Origin of the sequence: Nitrosospira sp. Nsp14 (assembly GCF_900113575.1) — a bacterium.
Taxonomy (GTDB): domain Bacteria; phylum Pseudomonadota; class Gammaproteobacteria; order Burkholderiales; family Nitrosomonadaceae; genus Nitrosospira.
Map to the genome: position 1 here is coordinate 113,621 of NZ_FOPV01000005.1, position 18,374 is coordinate 131,994.

The window sequence follows — 18,374 nt, forward strand, 5'->3', positions numbered from 1 at the left end:
TCGGGAAATGTTATAAAGGGCAAATGCCAGCACCTATTAAAAAAAATGGAGGTAGCCATAATCCATGAGCCTGCCTGAGATACCCGGCTGGCTGCGCGGCAGTGAAATGGGCGAGCAGATTTTTGCACATGACTGGGCTGAATCCGGTCTGGGTCCAATAGAAAGCTGGCCGCCGCACCTTAAGCTCGCAGTCAATATCATCCTTTTGCTGCCGTCGGCAACCATACTGCTATGGGGCCCTGAGTTCATCCAGATCTATAATGACCGCTTCCGCGATACGATGGGCGTGAAGCATCCCAACGCCCTTGGTCAGCCGGTGCGCATATCCTGGCCGGAGGGCTGGGATTTTACCGCTCCCATCATCGAAGGCGTCATGATGCGCCGCGAGTCCCACCTGTTCGATGAGCAACGGCTGGTGCTGAACCGCAAGGGAGCGCCGGAAGAATGTTTTTTACGGCTCACATACAGCCCCGTTCCAGGCGCGTTGCCCGGCCAACCGGGGTTCGATGAGACCCCCCCGGGCGGCGTGCTCGTGACTGTCGTCGACACAACGGACCTGGTCAATGCGCGCCGGCGCGAGGCCGAGCGGGTCCAACTTAAGGAGGCGCTGCAGGCGAAGCGGATCGAGTTGCTGGAAGAGGTATTTCGTACCGCGCCCTCGTTCCTGCACGTGCTGCGGGGCCCGGATTTCATTTTCGAATTCGCCAATGATGCGTATTACCAGCTTGTCGGCAGGCGCGAATTGATCGGCCGTCCGGCCTTTGAGGCGCTGCCGGAGACAGCGGAATGCGGTTTCCAGGACCGGCTCACCCAAGTCATGTCCACCTGCAAACCGTTCGTCGGCTTCGAGCTTCCGGTGAAGTTAAGCCCCGGCGATGGGAGTCCGGCCGAAGAGCATTACATCGATCTCGTCTATTTGCCGCTGCTGGACGAGAACGGCACCTGCGAGCGCGTTCTTGGACACGGCATCGACGTAACCATGCATGTGAAGAAGCGCAAGCAGGCGGAAGAGGCGCTGCGCGAGAGCGAGGAACGCTTCCGGCGGGCGCTCGAGATCGACACCATTGGCGTTATTTTTTTCGACGGTGGCGGCGGGATTACCGAAGCCAACGATGCTTTCCTGAAAATGAGCCGGTTCGACCAGCACGATGAGCGCGCGGGTTTGGGCCACTGTAATATTGTGACGCCGCCGGAATGGCGGGAGCTGGCTTTGCGTGCCATCCGCGAATTCAAGTCAACCGGGCAAACCGTTTCCTACGAGCAGGAGTTCCGCCGCGACGACGGCTCGCGCTGGTGGGGGTTGTTTACCGCAAAGCAGCTCGACGCGGGCGAGAGCGTCGGGTATGTGATCGACATTACCAAGCGCCAGCGCGCCGAACAGAACCTGCGCGAGAGCGAGGCACGGTTCCGAGCCCTGGCGGAGGCATCGCCCGCGCTGATCTGGCAGGTGGACGCCCAGTGTCATGTGGTTTACCTCAACCAGGTCTTCCTCGACACATTCGGTATGTCCGCCTGCGAACTCATGCCGAACGGGTGGCAATCCTTTCTCCACCCCGACGACGCGCCCGGCTATATCGCGGCGCTGGAGCAGGCGGTGCGGAAGCGGAGCCGCCTGCAGCACCGTGTGCGGGTAAAGAACGCGCAGGGCGAATGGCGTTGGCTGAAGTCATATGCGCTGCCATGGTTCACTGCTGCCGATGAGTACGCGGGGCACGTCGGTGTGTCCATCGATATCACCGCGCTGCTGGACGCCGACCGGCGCAAGGATGAGTTCCTGGCCACGCTTGCGCATGAGCTGCGAAACCCGCTGGCACCGATTTCGAACGCGCTGGCGCTGATCGCCCGCCCGGATGGCGAGGCGGCTCTCCCTCATCTGTTGCCGGTGATTACCCGCCAAGTCGATTATATGGTCCGGCTGGTGGATGATCTGCTGGAGATATCGCGGATCACCAGCGGCAAGGTGGAATTACGGCGCGGGGCGGTGGATCTGAACACGGTGCTGCGCAACGCGGTCGAGGCGAGCAGGGCGCTGATCGATGAGAACCAACATAAGCTAAGCCTGTCGCTTCCAGAGACCTCGCTGATGGTTTACGGCGACACGGTTCGACTTGAGCAGATATTTACCAATCTGCTCAATAATGCGGCGAGATATACGCCAAGAGGCGGCCAGATCTGGATGAACGCCCGCCGGGATGGGGATAGCGCCATCATATCGGTTCGGGATAATGGCATCGGCATATTGCCCGACATGCTCCCGCGCCTGTTCGATATGTTCGCGCAGGAGCGCCGGATGGGCGCCGGGGCGCAGGAGGGTCTGGGCATCGGTCTCCATCTGGTCGAGCGGCTGGTCAAGATGCATGGCGGCTCCGTCGAGGCCCACAGCGGCGGCAAGGATCAAGGCACGGAGATCGTCGTGCGCCTGCCCCTGTCACAAACACAAACCTCTGCAATCACCGCGGCGCCCGCCAGCACGACGGCGCCGGGGAGCAGGGCTTCCGCGTCCCGCGACATACGCGTGCTGGTAGTGGACGATAATCATGATGCGGGCGAGGTTCTGGCGATGCTGCTTGAGTCGATGGGCTTCGGAGCCCGAGCCGTCGATAGCGGGCCGGCGGCTCTTGCGGCCCTGCCGGACTACCAGCCGAACGTGATCCTGATGGATATCGGCATGCCGGGTATGAGCGGGTACGACGTGGCACGGCACATTCGGGAACAGCCTCAGTACGAACATATCAAGCTGGTCGCGCTCACGGGCTGGGGACAGGAAAAGGACCGCCGCCTCTCGCGCGAGAGCGGCTTTGACCATCACCTTACCAAGCCAGTCGATTTCAAGGTCCTGAAGAGCTTGATCACCTCGCTATAAACTCCCCAGTTCCTCTATCCTTTCCCCGGGACAATCCCACGGTTAGATGGCTGGCCGTCGCGGGTTGCCCCGTCATGCTTTTCCTTCATCGCTGTGCCAACGCAAACGCAAACGGGGGCGCCTTTCAGGGGCGAATGAACGTTCTGTGCGCTACTGCACTGTCTGTTAGAACCGGTGATAGGAAACTCTGAACGAGTCCCCGGTCCCGAGCCCCCCAGTCCTTGGCGCGACGGTGCCTTTTGCGGCGAAACTTACGAATGGCATGGTACGTGGCATGCACGAAGGCGACGCGTTATTTCCTCTACCCAATTCCAATTTCATCCTGCAAAGCTGCCCTTGCGGCCCGGTGTCTCAGGCGTTGCTTGAATTCCCTAGGATTTTACTTCGGCAAGCTTACTTGGCGCTTACTTGGCGCTTACTCGGCGGTATCGAGAGATCGATTTTTTGAGGAGACAATCCATGGCTTCACATAAACCTCTAAACGAACAAGTTATTGTTATTACCGGGGCCTCCAGCGGGATTGGACGGACGACGGCATTGCACGCGTCCCGCCAGGGGGCCAGGCTGGTCCTCATTGCACGGAGCGCGGAAACACTCAAGGCGCTGGTAGGACGGATCGTCGCAGACGGGGGAGAGGCATTGCATGTAGCGGCGGATGTCGCGGACCGGCAGAAAATGGAAGAGGCAGCCCAGGAGGCCGTGAGTCGCTTCGGCCGGATCGATACATGGGTAAACAACGCCGGCGTTTCCATTTATGGGCGCCTCGATAAAGTAAGCGAAACCGACAGCAGGCGCTTGTTCGACGTCAACTTCTGGGGCGTCGTGAATGGCTCGCTTGCGGCTCTGCCTCATCTTAAACGTAGCGGCGGGGCGCTCATCAACCTGGGCAGCGAGGTATCGGAATCCGTTGCGCCTTTTATCGGCATGTACGCCGCATCGAAGCATGCTGTCAAGGGGTTTACCGATGCGCTGCGTGTGGAAATCGAGGAGATGGACGCAGAGCCGGTTTCCATAACGCTGATCCAGCCGACCGCCGTCAACACCCCTTTTCCGCATCACGCGAAAAACTACATGGACAGGGAACCCAAATTGCCTCCGCCGGTTATCGAACCGGATCGGGTCGCGGAGGCCATTCTGAAAGCAGCTACGGCGGGCGGAAGGGACGTCAAGGTCGGCGCGATGGCAGTGGTGAATACCGCGATGTCCACAATGTTGCCCGGACTTGGCGACAAAATGTCCGTCAAGCGGGGCATGAGCCAGATGGACGATATGCCGCCGCTTCATCCGGAAGGCACATTATTCCAGCCGGGAGAAGAGGAAAGTCGCCGCGATCAGCCACCCACCTAGGCATCATGACGAAAGCTGTGCGTTAATTCATATGCCATGGAGCAGCATAAGTACAAATGAATCGATTATTTTCGGTTTATGTGTGCCTCCGTACATAAAAGCGCCTTGCTGCTTACTAAGATGGGATCAAGTCTGGGCTTGTACAGCCGGACGGGCTTCCGCAGGCATTATTGATGGCGGCACTCAGGGCGCCGTCCGGGTGTCGACGGAAAAATCTTAAATCTGGATACAGGAGATCGACATGGCCTCAACAAAAAGCGGCGGTGGCCAAAGCAAACGAGGTTTTGCTTCCATGGATGAGGACAAGCAACGGGAAATAGCCAGCAAGGGCGGCAAAGCGGCCCATGAAAAAGGGACGGCGCATGAGTTCACTTCCGCAGAGGCGCGCGAGGCTGGCCGGAAAGGGGGAGAGGCTTCCCATGGCGGCAGAAGCAGCGGTTCTGCATCTCGTGGCGGCTCTTCCGCGGCCCATGCGAAGTCCGGCAGCCAAAGCCATAAGTGATTGTCGATAAATGATTGTGTAGGAACCGCAAGAAAAAAGGTGAGGACACTCACCTTTTTTCGTTTCGCTTCGCCGCAACCTCTCCCCCCAGCTGTGTTAGCGTTTTGCAACGTTCAACCTGTGTTCAACCCTTTTTCCACAGGACGTATCGATCGCTGCCGTTGCTCATACAAAAGACAAGTGCAGGAGACAAGTCCCCAGCGGGTAATCCTGCCAGTCAAGAGGCCATATTTTTTGTTTTTTCCCACCACCCCCGACCGAAACGCATAAACACTTGCGGCTGAAATTCGAATGCGCGAATGCGCGGTGCATGCGGATGGCATTATATGTTCTGGCCGCTCGCGCTCGCCGGCCCAATCCCGTTGCTGTCCTTTTTGCGGCTTCGCTTTCTCCTTCTTCCGCTTCCTGTATGCAGCAGCATATGGACCCTGACTCATTTTCCTCCCACCACCCTCGCTGACTACATCGCGCATCGGCTTCAGCTACACAATCCATCCGGGAAAGCAAGAGGAGCAGATGTGCGCTGACGAACAGAGAAAATTAATATGGATAATTACGATGAATCAGTCTCCGTCTTTCCTTGGCTGAGATCAGAAACCGGAAACGTCGAAATGAGATCGCTTATTTTGCCCACTCATTTGCCCAACAAAGGGGCTTTATTGAGTATTGAATGTTCCCAATGAGGAGATCCATCATGGCTTCAAGCAAGGATAAAGGAAGCAGCGGGGGGGATCGCAATGCGGGTGCCAGCAAGCGGGGTTTTGCTTCCATGGATGAGGAAAAGCAGCGTGCGATTGCCAGCAAGGGGGGCAAGGCCGCTCATGAGAAGGGAACCGCGCACGAGTTCAATTCTGAAGAAGCCCGGGAGGCTGGCCGGGCTGCTCATGAGAAAGGCACAGCGCACAAGTTCGATTCCGAACAGGCCCGTGAAGCGGGCCGCAAAGGTGGCAAGGCGGCCCATGAAAGAGGCACCGCGCACGAGTTCGATTCCGCAGAGGCTCGCGTAGCGGGCCGCAAGGGCGGCGAGGCTTCCCGCAGCGGCAAGAGCGGCAACCGAAGCAGCGCTTAGGGTATTCACTCGCCGGTTCGCACTGGTTCACCGGCAGCTAAAGCCGGCGCGCAGAGAGCAAATGGAGGTGCTGCGGCCATGACGCTCGGCTCGCAGGAATTGCCCTCCCCAACCCGGACGGCGCATGGTCGTGCGGCTTCCTTGATGGTCGTTACCTGTGCTCTGTGCGTAAGCGTACGGAACAACCACCTGTTCTGAGTAGCATAGAAGCTACAGCAATGTCGCTGAAATTACTGGAGGCACATCATGAGACATATTCCTCTTTTCAAAAATACGGCCCGAATTGCGACTCTGGCAAGCGTTATTGTGCTTGGCATCAGCGGCGCGGCGTATGCGGCGGGTGCGGGAGACCAAACCGGTCAGCACGGTGACATGTCCGGGCATGGCGGACCTGTAGATCGCTCCAAGTCAGGGCAGCCCGGCCAGGGTTCCTCTTCGATGCAGCAAGGCGGGTCCTCATCGATGCAGGGCGGCCAAGGACAAAAACCGGGTGAAACGCGCTCTGGCCAAGGTGCATCGGGGCAGCCCGGCACTCCTTCCGGCGGTTCATCCACCGGTCAGGGACAGGGGTCGGGCGGAACGGGGTCATCCGGAGGATCGGGAGGAGGGTACTAAGGCATCTCCGAACAAATCCCGGCGGGGCGATAGGCTTGAAGGGATAAAATGGGGGCGGGCAAGGAGGCCCCACGGGACCTCCTTGAGTTGCGATGTGGGGGTGACCATAAATACCCCGTGGCGGGGTTTCTTTATCATTAATGCTGCCTGAATATGACGGCATGAGCGTGGATAGCACTCGGTCCTCAGCAGTCTGCAATGACGCGCTGTTTGACTATGTCACATGACAACGCCATGCGGCTATGGGAAAAGCGCACCTCCTCCTCAAGCCACGCCACCACGCCGCCACCCCAAGACGCGTTGCAGCGCCGAGGGTACAGAAAAGTACAGGAAAAAGATGCAGGAAAAGAAAAACCCGCAAGGTCATCTCCTTGCGGGTTTTGTTTGCTCCTTAAAAACGTTCACCGGCGGCGCTATCTCGTGCCGCCGCCGGACTTGGACCTTATTCCTCCATCAACTCCTCTTTTCGCTGCGCGATTTCAGCGCCGATTTCCTCAAGATCTACCTTGGCTTTCTCGACCTTGGGAAATATCTCGTTCTGCTCTTCCTCGATGTGATGGTTGACATACTCGCCCAGCACCTTTACGGTTGCATCGAACATCGGGTCCGATGCGCCCATCGACTGGACCTGCGCGATCAGCTCCTTGGCTGAATTGTGCTCGACCACGGCTTCGTTCATCAATTCCTCATCCTCAATGGCTTCGCGCGCCGCGGGGTAGAAAATTTCCTCTTCCAATTGCGCATGTACCATCAGTTCCTGGCAGATCTGCGTCGCCAGTTCCTGCTTACCTTCCTCGTCGTCCTTTTTACTCAGTTTCTCGAATTCCTTGAACATTTTCTTTACTTTGGCGTGATCGGCCGTCAGTAGCTTGATAGCGTCATTTTTGGTGCGGCGCGTGGCCGTTTTTCCAGTGCTGGTTTGTGCTGTGGGCATGGTATTTCTCCATTGGTGTGGTTGGTTATAGAGTCGGCTGCAAATGGCTGCGAATTGCCGATTGCCTGTTCCTCGGGTAAATGGTCTATGACGAACATGTATCCGATGACGGGAAGAATACCCACTGCCAGCTGAACTTTCTGTTCGCCAAGCCACACTCCGGTTCGTTTCTGGGGCGCGGAGAGTATTTACTGCGCAACTCTTCCTCGGTGCTGACGTCTCGAACGCCAGATTTTTTCGAAAATGTAACTTTTCGTGCCTGTCTACGTTAAGGAGGGAGAATGAAACGGAAGCGGATCATTTTTACGTCCGAATGTATGCTGGCGAACAGAGGATCCACCATTTCACGGGTACAATGCGGTGAGTTTTCGCCTTGGGGTCGCGTCGTTCAACTCCAGGTTCCTACGATTACCCTGACGCGGTCGGGCCCCAATCAAACATCTAACGGCATAGGGATCTATAAATTTGCCAGTCCGAAGGTTAGTTCTGGTTTAAATACCGGGTCTTGGTCCCCGGTCGGCTGCGTTGCTTCAGGTCCTCCTTGCCAAGGTTTTCTGCCCGGCACACTCTTCCCTTCATCCAGAACAGTTTATAACCCCCATATCCGATCTCCCGGTACCGCTCCCATCCCCACGCGCGGCACGACGAATATTTAAATTTTCTCGAGTGAAACCGATCATGAAGGAAAGGAAAAACCCCGTTGCGGAGCTATCCGCGCATGGCAAAGAACTGGCGCTTTGGGGCGGGCTCGAGTGTACCGTGAACCGGGTGGCGGACGAGTATTTTAGCCAGCTCGAGCGCAACGGGCACGCCGGGCGCTTATGCGATCTGGAGCGGTTCGCCGGTCTTGGCATCCGGGCAATACGATATCCGGTGCTGTGGGAGCATATGGCCCCCGACGGACTGGATCGGGTCAACTGGGAATGGTCGGACGCGCGCTTGCCCGAGTTGCGGGCGCGCGGTATCACGCCTATCGTGGGCCTTGTCCACCATGGTAGCGGTCCGAAATATACCAGCCTGACCGATTCGAACTTCCCCGGCGAACTGGCGGCTTTTGCCGCCCTGGTGGCTCGGCGATACCCGTGGGTGGAGTATTACACACCGGTGAACGAGCCGCTCACGACAGCCCGCTTCAGCGGCTTGTATGGCTTGTGGTATCCCCACGGACGCGACGACTCGATTTTTGTCGAGGCCTTGCTCAACCAGTGCCAAGGTGTGGTGTTAGCCATGCGCGCCATTCGTCGGGTCAACCCGCAGGCGAAGCTCGTGCAAACGGATGATCTGGGCAAGAGCTACAGCACGGCGCAAATGTCCGGGTTGGCCGACTTCTACAATGCGCGGCGCTGGCTTGCCTGGGACCTGCTATGCGGAATGGTGGACCCGGAGCATGCATTGTGGGCGTATCTCACCAGCACCGGCATCGCTGCTGAAAGACTGCTCTGGTTCAAGGACAACCCGTGCCCGCCGGATATCATCGGGATCAATTATTACATCACCAGCGAGCGGTGGCTGGATGAGCGCGTGGAGCGGTATCCTGGCCACCACGTCACCGATTATCGCGGCCAACGCTTTGTCGACGTTGAATCCACCCGCGTGCTCGCGACACCGACACCCGGCGTGGGCTCCTTGCTGCAGGAGGCGTGGGACCGGTACCGGCTGCCGCTGGCGATTACCGAGGCGCATATCGACGCGCACCGGGAGGATCAGATGCGCTGGCTGGTTGAAATCTGGCAGGCCGCCAGGATAGCAAAACAGCAGGGCATTGATGTGCGCGCGGTCACCGTTTGGGCATTACTGGGCTCCTATGACTGGAACTGCCTCGTTACGCAATGCAGAGGGTATTACGAACCCGGCCCTTTTGACGTGCGCTCAAGCCCGCCGCGGCCCACGGCCGTTGCCGGCCTCATGCAGGATCTCGCTGCAGGGCGCATATTAACCCATCCGGCCCTGAAGGGGCAGGGCTGGTGGCGCCGGCCGGGACGTCTCACCTGTCCTCCGGTTGCGACCCCCACCGTCGTTGGCTCCCTTTATCGGGAACACAATGATGTGTGTGACGAGAGCACACAGCCGATTCTCATTACGGGCGCGAGCGGTACGCTGGGGAGGGCCTTTGCAAAAATTTGCGAGGAACGGAATCTCACTTATAAGCTGCTTAGCCGTCAGGAGATGGATATAGCGGTACAGCCTTCGGTCGAATCGGCCGTGTCGCGGTATCAGCCATGGGCTGTTATAAATGCCAGCGGTTATGTGAACGTGGATAACGCGGAACGCGAATTCGACCGCTGCTTTCGAGAGAATGCCCTTGGGCCCGCGATCCTGGCGACAGTCTGCGCGGCGCGAGGCATACAGCTGCTCACTTTCTCGAGCGATCTCGTATTCGACGGCTGCAGGCAGTCTCCCTACCTTGAGAGTGATCCCATCCGGCCATTGAACAACTATGGCAGGAGCAAGGCAGAGGCGGAGCGCCGGGTCCTTGATACCTGTCCCGAGGCACTGATGGTCCGCACCAGCGCGTTCTTCGGACCCTGGGACAACTATAACTTCGTCACGCTCGCCTTGAGCGCCCTGACGAAAGGCCAGCGGTTTGCTGTTTCAACAGATATCACGGTTTCACCTACTTATGTACCCGACCTGGTGCATGCAAGTCTTGATCTGCTGATCGACCGGGCAGCGGGAATCTGGCACCTGGCAAACGCGCATGCGCTTACCTGGTTGGAGCTTGCTGTCATGGCTGCTGAAAAGGCCGGCGTCGACAACTCCGGTCTTGATGCGCGGGCCAGTCAGGAGTTTGGCTATGCCGCAGTCCGTCCGGCCTATAGTGCGCTTTCCAGCGAAAGAGGCATCATTCTTCCCGCACTTGAAGATGCGCTCGACCGTTACCTTGCGACGAGACGGCATGAAATGCCAGTGGAACCCCCGGAAAAAATGACTGGAACAAGAAAAATCAGGGACTGACGGATGTGCACGCTTTTGACGCTTGCTTCTGACACTCAAGGCGGCCCCCGCAACCTCCGCAAGTACCCGTCGTCATGGAAAGCACGGCTGCAACGCCTGCGCCTGGGCCAAGATCACATCGCAGTTCAACTTTAATCTAGTCAAAAAGAGGCAACATTATGTTCGCATTCTTTGAACAGCTTGTACGGCCAACCGATGTTCCCGTGAAGTCGCCGCCTTCAGGCTTGATGGCGTTTTACTGGCACTTCGTCAGCCAGACGAAGGGTCTTTATGCCGCTTTGTTTGCCACCGGCCTGGCGGTGGCGCTGATCGACACCCTCGTCCCTGTCTTCATCGGCCGCCTCGTGCAAATAATGGAGGCGAGCGCGCGTTCCGCCGCTTTGCACGATGCGATCCCGATGCTGATCGGCATGGCGCTGCTGGTACTGATCGGCAGACCCCTGGCTATTCTGATAGACAGTTTCATCCGCCATAATGCGGTCGTGCCGGGTGTCACCAGCCTGATCCGCTGGCAGAGCCACTGGCACGTCATCAGGCACAGCTGGACGCTGTTTCAGAACGATTTCGCGGGGCGTATCGCCAACCGGGTGATGAACACCAGCGACGCGGTGCGTGAATGCGTTGTGTCGAGCATACATGCTGTCTGGTATATCGCCGTATACGGCGTCTCCGCGCTGTATCTCATGGGTACCGCGGATTGGCGCCTGGCCATTCCCACCGCGCTGTGGGTGGTTTCGTACATATTTTTTCTGAGCTACTTCGTGCCGCGCATGCGCGATCTCTCCCGGCATAGCAGCGAACGCAGCTCGATACTGATGGGTCGGGTGGTGGACAGCTATACCAATATCCTCACAGTGAAACTGTTCTCGCGAGCGGCCGACGAAGACGCCTACGTGCGCGATGCGATCGAGGATCACAAGGGCGCAATAGCCGCACATATGCGTTTGATAACGAAATTTACCACCACATTAGCGGTGCTGAACGCTCTTTTGCTGGCGAGCACTTCCGCCATTGGGCTCGTGCTATGGTCGGAAGGCCTGATTGAAGCCGGAATCGTGGCAATGGCGGTGCCGCTGGCCTGGACGATCGCGAACACGGCCGGATGGGTCAGTTGGGAGATGAACAGGGCTTTCGAAAACATTGGCGTGGTGCAGGACGGTATGCAAACCATCGCGGTGGCGAATACCATGACCGACAAGCCTGCCGCACGAAACTTGGACGTCAGCACAGTCCATGGCGAGATCCGCCTCGAAAGGCTGACCTTCACTTATGGCCGCAGTGACGGCAGAAAAGTGCTCGACAGCCTCAACTGCACCATCCGCCCGGGTGAGCGAGTGGGATTGGTAGGGAGTTCAGGCGCGGGCAAGTCCACCTTGATCAACCTGTTGCTGCGCTTTTACGAGATCGAGGAGGGCACCATCCGGATCGACGGGCACGATATCCGCGAACTGACGCAGGACAGCTTGCGGCGCGCGATTGGCGTTGTGGCCCAGGATACCTCGTTGCTGCACCGTTCCATAGCCGAGAACATTGCTTATGGCAGCCCGGGCGCCACGCAGGCGCAGATTGAGGCAGCCGCCCGCCGCGCGCAGGCGCACGAGTTCATCCTGAGCCAACGGGACTGGAAAGGGCGCACGGGCTATGACGCGCACGTGGGGGAACGGGGCGTAAAACTCAGCGCGGGGCAAAGACAGCGCATCGCAATTGCCCGCGTGGTGCTGAAGAATGCACCCATCCTGGTGCTCGACGAAGCCACCTCCGCGTTGGATAGTGAAGTGGAGCTTGCCATTCAGGATCAGTTGATCGGATTGATGGAGGGCAAGACGGTAATCGCCATCGCGCACCGCCTCTCGACCATCGCCTGCCTCGACCGGCTGCTGGTGCTGAATGACGGACGCATCGTGGAGCAAGGTACCCACGAGGAGCTCCTGCAACTCAATGGCCAGTACGCCATGCTCTGGCGACATCAGTCGGGCGGGTTCCTGTGATCCAATTCGTGATATTTCGTGAATTGCGCCGCCCGGTATTGCGGTCGGAAATGCTGAAACGGGGTACCTGCGTATCGACGCCGCAGGCAGGTTGCGGAACAGAGACCAAATGCAGTCGCGAACAGGATGACATGGCCCGCCGCGTGCGATTCCGGTAGCAGAGGCTTCAGATTCGCACTGCGCTTATCCGGCGAGGGAGGAATGCTGTGCCGGAAAATCAGCACAACATTTCTCCCTCTTCCTGCGTCTCGGGCGCGGGGAAAAACCCGGGCAGAACTTGGCCCCGGCTTGCGTTCAGGTGCGGTTAGCGCTATTTGCCAACGGAGCCCTGGATTTTTTGGGCATGCTCAAGATGCGAGACCAGTGCGGGCCGCACTTTGACCAGCAATGCCTTCAACTCTTCATTCTTGACGCTCGGCACAAGCTTCGTATCGGCCACATCGATGACCTGCTGATGCAGTTTGATCTCCGCGTCTATATAGGCTTTATCGAATTCCTTGCCGCTCAGGTTCTTCAGCTTGTCCAGGTTCTTCTTGCCATCCTCTTTCAGGCTCTTGCTGATCGGGTTGTCCTCCGGCGTCACTTTGAGTTTGGCTGCCAGATCGGTTGCCTGCTTGTTGACGTCCGTGTGTTCCCCGATCATGCGATGAGCATAAGCATGCACGTCTTCATTCGATGCTTTCTTCTTCCCGAGCTGGCCATTTTCAATATCTACCTGATTCGCGGTCACTACGATGTGCGCGATTTGCGCATCATTGAGATCTCCTTTGCCACCGGCTTCCGCCATGGCAAATGCGGGAAACATCAGCACGGTTGCGAACACGAGTACTTTTTTCATTCCAATCTCCTTATTGATGTGATACGCCGCGATTGACGGCGGATGTGCCGGGCGCTTATCTGGAATAAGCTTCGGCCCGGCCATCATAACTCATAGCTGAGCAGTTTCTGTACGCTAGCATACAAAACTAACCTCAATCAAAACATGGTTTTAGTGCTGTGCCGCTGTGCGCTACCGCACCGAAATCGAGCCCGGGCGCGGGGGAGAATGCAGGCAGGCGCTATTGCCCATTATCTATATTATTTTCTGGAGCTCCGGATGGAAAATTCCTCAGACAAACAGGCGGGCGAATCGAAGGATGAAGAATCGGTGGGCCAACCCGCCGAGCAGCAGGTGGACCAGGCAGCGGATGAATCGAGCGAGGGCATCCCTGTCAGCGAAGAGACCCGCGGCAACAGAGTGGAAGAAAAGATAGAGAATCGCGCCTCGAAGAAACAGGAAACGCGCGAGGAGGCGAAATCCATTACCGGCGCCGAGCCGCATCACGATCCGAGAAACGAGAGTCCGGGTTCGGGGCCGGCCCCGCTCGACCGTTATTGATTTAACCTCGCGACGGCGCAGTGCTGCCTTATCGCAACACTGCGATCAACTCCAGTACGCCCCGATTGACGCTCAAATGGGGGCGCGGAGTCCCGCGAACATCTCTTCTACAGATCGAGATCCACCCACAATGCCGCATGATCGGATGCTGACAGATCCGGGCCAGTGACAGTGGGAAATGGGGTGATAGGCTCGGCGCCTTCTCTCGCCGCAACGGCGTCGATCCCATGTATGCCCCGCCGTTCGAAACCATAGCCCGTGATCCGGTGCCGTAGCGCTTCGGATACAAAGATGTAGTCCAGTTGGGTCAATTTTGGCCTGCCGGCGCCGGCATCCTCATAATAGTGGGTATAGCGCTGGTTCATGGGCAGGGCCGGGTCGACCACGGGATACAAACCGTTTTTTTGCAAGAGCGGGTGCAGTGAACCGAACGTGCTGCTGATATCCTCATTCAAGTCCCCCATTACCACGACGTATTGCTTCGTCAAATCGTAGCGGTCAAGGATTGCCGCCACCGCACGGGCTTGCTCCAGCCGTTTCGCGGCCGATTCATCCGCTGCCCCCATCTGGCTCTTGAAGTGATTACAGAGCACGTGGATGCGCGTGTCCTCGTCGCGGTCGATCGCAAGCTCCAGGCAGTCGCGGCTGAAAATGCGGCGCTTGGTGCCGGGCACGAAATCGAAAACATGGGTAATGAGGCTTGAGATGTGATAGCGGGTGAGGCAGCCAATGTCGATTCCCCGCGGGTCATTGGGACTGTCGATGGCGATATACTCGCTGTACGACGTCGCGGCGACGCTGCGGTTGAAAACACGCAGCGCTTCCATGCCCTCGACTTCGATTGCGCAAAAAATGTCAGCATTGACGGAATTCACTACCAGCGCGGTATTCATGCGTTGCTGGTCGCTGAAATCCTCGAAACGGAATACGATCTGGCCGCTCCAGCTGCTGCGGCCCTTGGCTTGGCGGCTGACACGGAAACCCGTGCGCTCGGTATGAGTATCCTTGCGCCAACTGCCCAGCGTGCCGAAATCCTTCCGGATGTCGATATATTCCCTCAGTTCCGCGGAAAGGTTGAACACCTCGGCCCTGAGCGGAGCAGTGTAGGCCGGCTCATCGAGCAATGATGCAAGCTGGCGGATTTTATCCAGCAGTTTCGTCGTTTTCTCCGAGTCGCGCAGGTTCAGGACCTTGGCGCGACGGAACAGATTCTCGAGATTGAATGTTGCGATGCGCATGGTCAAGTGACTGAAAGCCTGGCAGTTTTGTTGACGTACCAAAGTGGGCGTTCTACCTCATCATTTGTTAATCCCACGTACGAATTTCCCTGTCATTCACCGTGCGGCCACCTCCTCGTGTTATTCTCCTGCTCGTATTTCTCCTGCATTTTTCTCCCTGCGACAGCCGGAAGAGCCGGAAGAGCTCCGGTATGCCCGCCGTCTGCATGCATCCCGCAAATAAGATTGACAATCATTCTCATTAACACTAGTCTATATGAGCGGGAGTGTTGCTCCCTTAGCAGGCACAGCAGGCGCTGTGGTGCCATAAACATGGAAATTCAGGGAAAAGAATCTCATGCCGAAACAGGATACAAAAAACGACGGACCTCCAGTCAGGTTGTTGCTGGCGGTATTATCATGGCTGACTACCCGATCCGGGCCGATCGCCGCGCGCCCAAATACGGCAAATACGGGTCGGGCCAACGCGGACCAGGCTACCCGGTTGGCGATCGCGCATCATTTTCATCTTCTGGTGCTCCATCCGGCGTCGGATAGCATCGATATCCAGGCCGGCATCTACATGGCGGACCGGGCTGGGATGGATGCAGCCGACCTGCTTGCGCGTTTTCCCGGCAGTACCGCGCGGCGTCATTGAATCCGGATTCCAGCCTTTTTACCATTATGCAACAACTAGTCTACGTGGGACGCGGGGCGGCGGGACACCTGTTCCGTCAGTGCCTTCTGGCCGCCGCGCTAATATTGTCGGCGGCAGCAATCTACCCGGCTCTTGCGGGAGAGCACGCGGACAAAAACGTAAAGGATGTCAAAGCCGGCTTCCTGGTTCTTGCGCCCGATCGTGGCTTTGCAGGAAACGAAGAGATTGGGGACGCCTTCGATGCATTCGCAAAAGGACGAAACGCCTCGCTGGTGTTCATCACCGACGAGCGCAGCAGCAAGCATGTGAAATCGGGATTCGACAAGCTCGTGGACCATGGCGCGAGGCGGATCGCGGTTATTCCCTTGTTCATCTCGGCCGCCGAACCCCGCTACCGCCTCGCGCGCAGGTTGCTTGAGCAGGAAAAACCGCCCGTTCCTGTCGCATACGCGCCGTTGTATGGGGAAACGTTTTTCGCGGTCGAGGATCTGGCGGATAGATTTCGCCTCGTGCGCGACCCGTCGAATTCGAGACTGATCATTGCCGGCTACGGCGCGACTGATAATGATAACGAACAGGCGATGCAAGCAGATTTGAGGCGCATCGCGGAAAGCGCTGGCGCCGGCTTCGGATTTACGTCCATCGAGGTGGTCATCGCCTATGACGTGAAGGATGAGGAAGGGGAAAAGCGGGCTGCAGGGTTTCGGCGTCAACTGGCGGATGCCGCCGCCAGCGCCGGGAGCGCACCGGCTCCCGCTCCCGCTCCCGTCGTGGTGCCGTTTCATTTCGGCCCCAGGTTCGATAGCATGATGTCATTCGATGCCCAGTTGAAGCGACAGCTTCCTCCCGGCATCCGGTTTATTCAGAACAAAGGCGCAGATGATGCGACGGCCACGAACCTGACAATATGGCTCGCGCACGCTGCCAATCGCAGCCAGCAACTTGCCAGGGACGATTTCGGCATTATCGTTTTATCGCATGGTTCGGATTTCATCTGGAATCAATCGGTGCGGGAGGCGGTTGAGCCATTGACCAAGGACTACAAGGTCGAGTTTGCCTTTTCGATGGCTGATCAGGCGATAATTGAACGCGCCGTCCGCAAGCTGGAGCAGCGAGGGGCCAAAGCCGCCGTTATTGTTCGCCTGTTCGCGCTGGCAGACAGCTTTCGCCGCCCAGTGGAGCGCATGACGGGTGCGGATATAGAAGGCGCGATAGCCGCCGGCCTTGCGCGTGCTGGCAATGAGCACGGGCATGGGCACGGGGGGCACGGCCATGATGTGTCGGCCGGGCCGGCGCCTCGCATCCGCTCGACCCTCCCGATCGAAACAGTGGGGGGCCTAGGCTCCAGCCCGCTTTTTGCCGCGGCTTTGCTTGACCGTGCGCGCGCGTTGTCCCGGAACCCAGCACGGGAAACGATTATTGTGGTCGCGCATGGTTCGGGTGACGACCGCCTTAACCAGCAATGGGAAGCGCATCTGGAAGCCATCGGGGAACACATGCGCAAGGCGGGGGGAGGCGAGTTTCTGGCGATCCACACCGCGACTTGGCGTGAGGATTGGGCCGATAAGCGCGCTCCGCAAATCGAGAAAATACGTGCCATGGTCGAGGATGCGGAGCGGCAAGGGGGACGGGCACTGGTGATTCCGGCACGAACGGTGGGAGAAGGGCCGGAGAGAAAATTTCTTTCCGGTCTTGAATATGACTTGGGTACCGGATTCGCACCTCATCCGAAGTTCCTGCAATGGATGGAGGAGCAGATCAAAAGCGGCATCAGGCAGTTCAACCATACCGCATCCGGCGGAAGGAGCTCAGCTGAAGCCGAGGATGATGCCGGGTCGCCCGAATGGGCGCTATGAATATTGGACGGGTTTGAATTTCGCGTGCGGCACTTGCCGAATCAATAACGTCAATATAATGATCAGTCGCCGGAGAAGCAAACCGGTAACCAAAGCTTTCAATAACAGGGGAGGGAGCTGAGCACTCCAACCTCCATTTCGCTGCGCAGCTTTTCTCTATCCTCCGTGTCCTCCTTGTCCCTTCCGCGGCAGCCCATACTGCCGGATAACCCTCGTCCAACTGAATCGGATGTCCAATTCGGCCGAGGTCTCGTTTTCGTTCGTTACCGAACAGACAGCCAATGCTCAGCCGCGCCAATATGACTCTACTATTCTATTTTATTGACAAAAAAGGAGGCGCCATGAAAATCTCGAAATCCCTCGCGCAGTTTGCAGTAATCCTAATCGCCGGTGTCCTGGCTGGTCCTATTTCCGGTTGCGCCGCCAAAAAAGAGCGTGCTGCCGAAACCACTTCCGAGCGTCCCGCCGGGGTCGGTGAATATGTAAGCGATTCGGTTATAACCGCCAAAATAAAAAGCAAGATGGCTGCGGATAGGGATGTCAGCGCGTCGCATATCAGGGTTGATACGGACAAGGACGGCATGGTAGTGCTGAGCGGCACCGCCCACAGCAAGGCGGAGGCCGATAAAGCGCATGAGATCGCCCACTCGGTTGAAGGCGTAAAGAAGGTGTACAACAATACCAAGGTCCAGCAGAAGTAGCTCGCAACTGCTTTGCAGTCCCTGGCGGGACCCTGACGGGCGGCAAGTTTCGCGGGGCCGCCCGGTAGTTCTCGCTTTCCCTCCCACGGCCGGTGGGTTGCACACCCATGGTCCTATTAATCGCTCCGCACTGCTCCCCATAAAGAATCGGCATCGCCGCATAATACCGGGAAAGCCGGAGTGCGCGGGAAGGCAGCTGGGACGGCGGGCGGGCAGGTCGTGTCGTGCGCCGATCCTTCTATCGGCATGTTGTTCTTGGCGCCATCCAACCTGTCCCTTTTCAATCACCTT

General features: G+C 58.0%; 14 protein-coding genes. 11 read left to right on the forward strand and 3 right to left on the reverse strand.

The features are described 5' to 3' along the window. The first annotated feature begins 64 nt into the window (after positions 1-64). The 5 genes from BM022_RS04875 (at position 65) to BM022_RS04900 (ending at position 6,396) form a co-directional block, all read left to right on the forward strand. Positions 65-2,863, forward strand: coding sequence for a hybrid sensor histidine kinase/response regulator (locus BM022_RS04875; protein ID WP_091137345.1), 2,799 nt, complete (start codon positions 65-67; stop codon positions 2,861-2,863). Between the two features lie 459 nt (positions 2,864-3,322). Then, the gene (locus tag BM022_RS04880; protein ID WP_091137347.1) at positions 3,323-4,210 is read left to right on the forward strand and encodes an SDR family oxidoreductase; all 888 of its coding nucleotides are present in this window, start codon (positions 3,323-3,325) and stop codon (positions 4,208-4,210) included. A 241-nt stretch (positions 4,211-4,451) separates the two neighbouring features. After that, positions 4,452-4,712, forward strand: a complete 261-nt coding sequence (locus tag BM022_RS04885; RefSeq protein ID WP_091137348.1) for a KGG domain-containing protein — start codon at positions 4,452-4,454, stop codon at positions 4,710-4,712. A gap of 694 nt (positions 4,713-5,406) precedes the next feature. Then, positions 5,407-5,781, forward strand: a complete 375-nt coding sequence (locus BM022_RS04895; RefSeq protein WP_091137351.1) for a KGG domain-containing protein — start codon at positions 5,407-5,409, stop codon at positions 5,779-5,781. A gap of 246 nt (positions 5,782-6,027) precedes the next feature. Continuing rightward, positions 6,028-6,396: a hypothetical protein gene (locus BM022_RS04900; RefSeq protein WP_091137353.1), complete on the forward strand. Its 369-nt coding sequence runs from the start codon at positions 6,028-6,030 to the stop codon at positions 6,394-6,396. Positions 6,397-6,838: 442 nt separating this feature from the next. Here BM022_RS04900 and BM022_RS04905 read toward each other — a convergent pair whose 3' ends face one another. Then, positions 6,839-7,330 carry a hemerythrin domain-containing protein gene (locus tag BM022_RS04905; protein WP_091137354.1) on the reverse strand — a complete coding sequence of 164 codons (492 nt, stop codon included), beginning with the start codon at positions 7,328-7,330 and terminating at the stop codon, positions 6,839-6,841. A gap of 678 nt (positions 7,331-8,008) precedes the next feature. On the opposite strand from BM022_RS04905, the gene BM022_RS04910 reads away from it, so the two are divergent. Together BM022_RS04910 and BM022_RS04915 are read left to right on the forward strand one after the other, a co-directional pair. Further along, positions 8,009-10,285: a family 1 glycosylhydrolase gene (locus tag BM022_RS04910; protein WP_091137356.1), complete on the forward strand. Its 2,277-nt coding sequence runs from the start codon at positions 8,009-8,011 to the stop codon at positions 10,283-10,285. A 158-nt stretch (positions 10,286-10,443) separates the two neighbouring features. Next, positions 10,444-12,273, forward strand: coding sequence for an ABC transporter ATP-binding protein (locus BM022_RS04915; protein ID WP_091137357.1), 1,830 nt, complete (start codon positions 10,444-10,446; stop codon positions 12,271-12,273). Positions 12,274-12,583: 310 nt separating this feature from the next. Here the strand turns inward: BM022_RS04915 and BM022_RS04925 are convergent, their stop codons facing one another. Then, the gene (locus BM022_RS04925; protein WP_091137360.1) at positions 12,584-13,111 is read right to left on the reverse strand and encodes a DUF4142 domain-containing protein; all 528 of its coding nucleotides are present in this window, start codon (positions 13,109-13,111) and stop codon (positions 12,584-12,586) included. 258 nt (positions 13,112-13,369) lie between these two features. On the opposite strand from BM022_RS04925, the gene BM022_RS04930 reads away from it, so the two are divergent. Further along, complete coding sequence (locus BM022_RS04930; protein ID WP_143079524.1) at positions 13,370-13,651, forward strand: hypothetical protein; 282 nt, start codon at positions 13,370-13,372, stop codon at positions 13,649-13,651. Positions 13,652-13,758: 107 nt separating this feature from the next. Here the strand turns inward: BM022_RS04930 and BM022_RS04935 are convergent, their stop codons facing one another. Next, a complete protein-coding gene (locus tag BM022_RS04935) occupies positions 13,759-14,889 on the reverse strand; it encodes an endonuclease/exonuclease/phosphatase family protein (protein WP_256208948.1) in 1,131 nt (376 codons plus the stop codon). A 337-nt stretch (positions 14,890-15,226) separates the two neighbouring features. Between BM022_RS04935 and BM022_RS04940 the strand changes: the two genes are divergently transcribed. From BM022_RS04940 to BM022_RS04950, 3 genes are all read left to right on the forward strand, one after another. Continuing rightward, positions 15,227-15,526 (forward strand): hypothetical protein, encoded by a 300-nt coding sequence (locus BM022_RS04940; protein ID WP_091137366.1) that lies wholly within the window; start codon positions 15,227-15,229, stop codon positions 15,524-15,526. 26 nt (positions 15,527-15,552) lie between these two features. After that, complete coding sequence (locus BM022_RS04945) at positions 15,553-17,382, forward strand: cobalamin biosynthesis protein CbiX (protein ID WP_143079525.1); 1,830 nt, start codon at positions 15,553-15,555, stop codon at positions 17,380-17,382. Between the two features lie 341 nt (positions 17,383-17,723). Next, positions 17,724-18,083, forward strand: a complete 360-nt coding sequence (locus BM022_RS04950; RefSeq protein WP_091137457.1) for a BON domain-containing protein — start codon at positions 17,724-17,726, stop codon at positions 18,081-18,083. Positions 18,084-18,374: the final 291 nt, after the last annotated feature.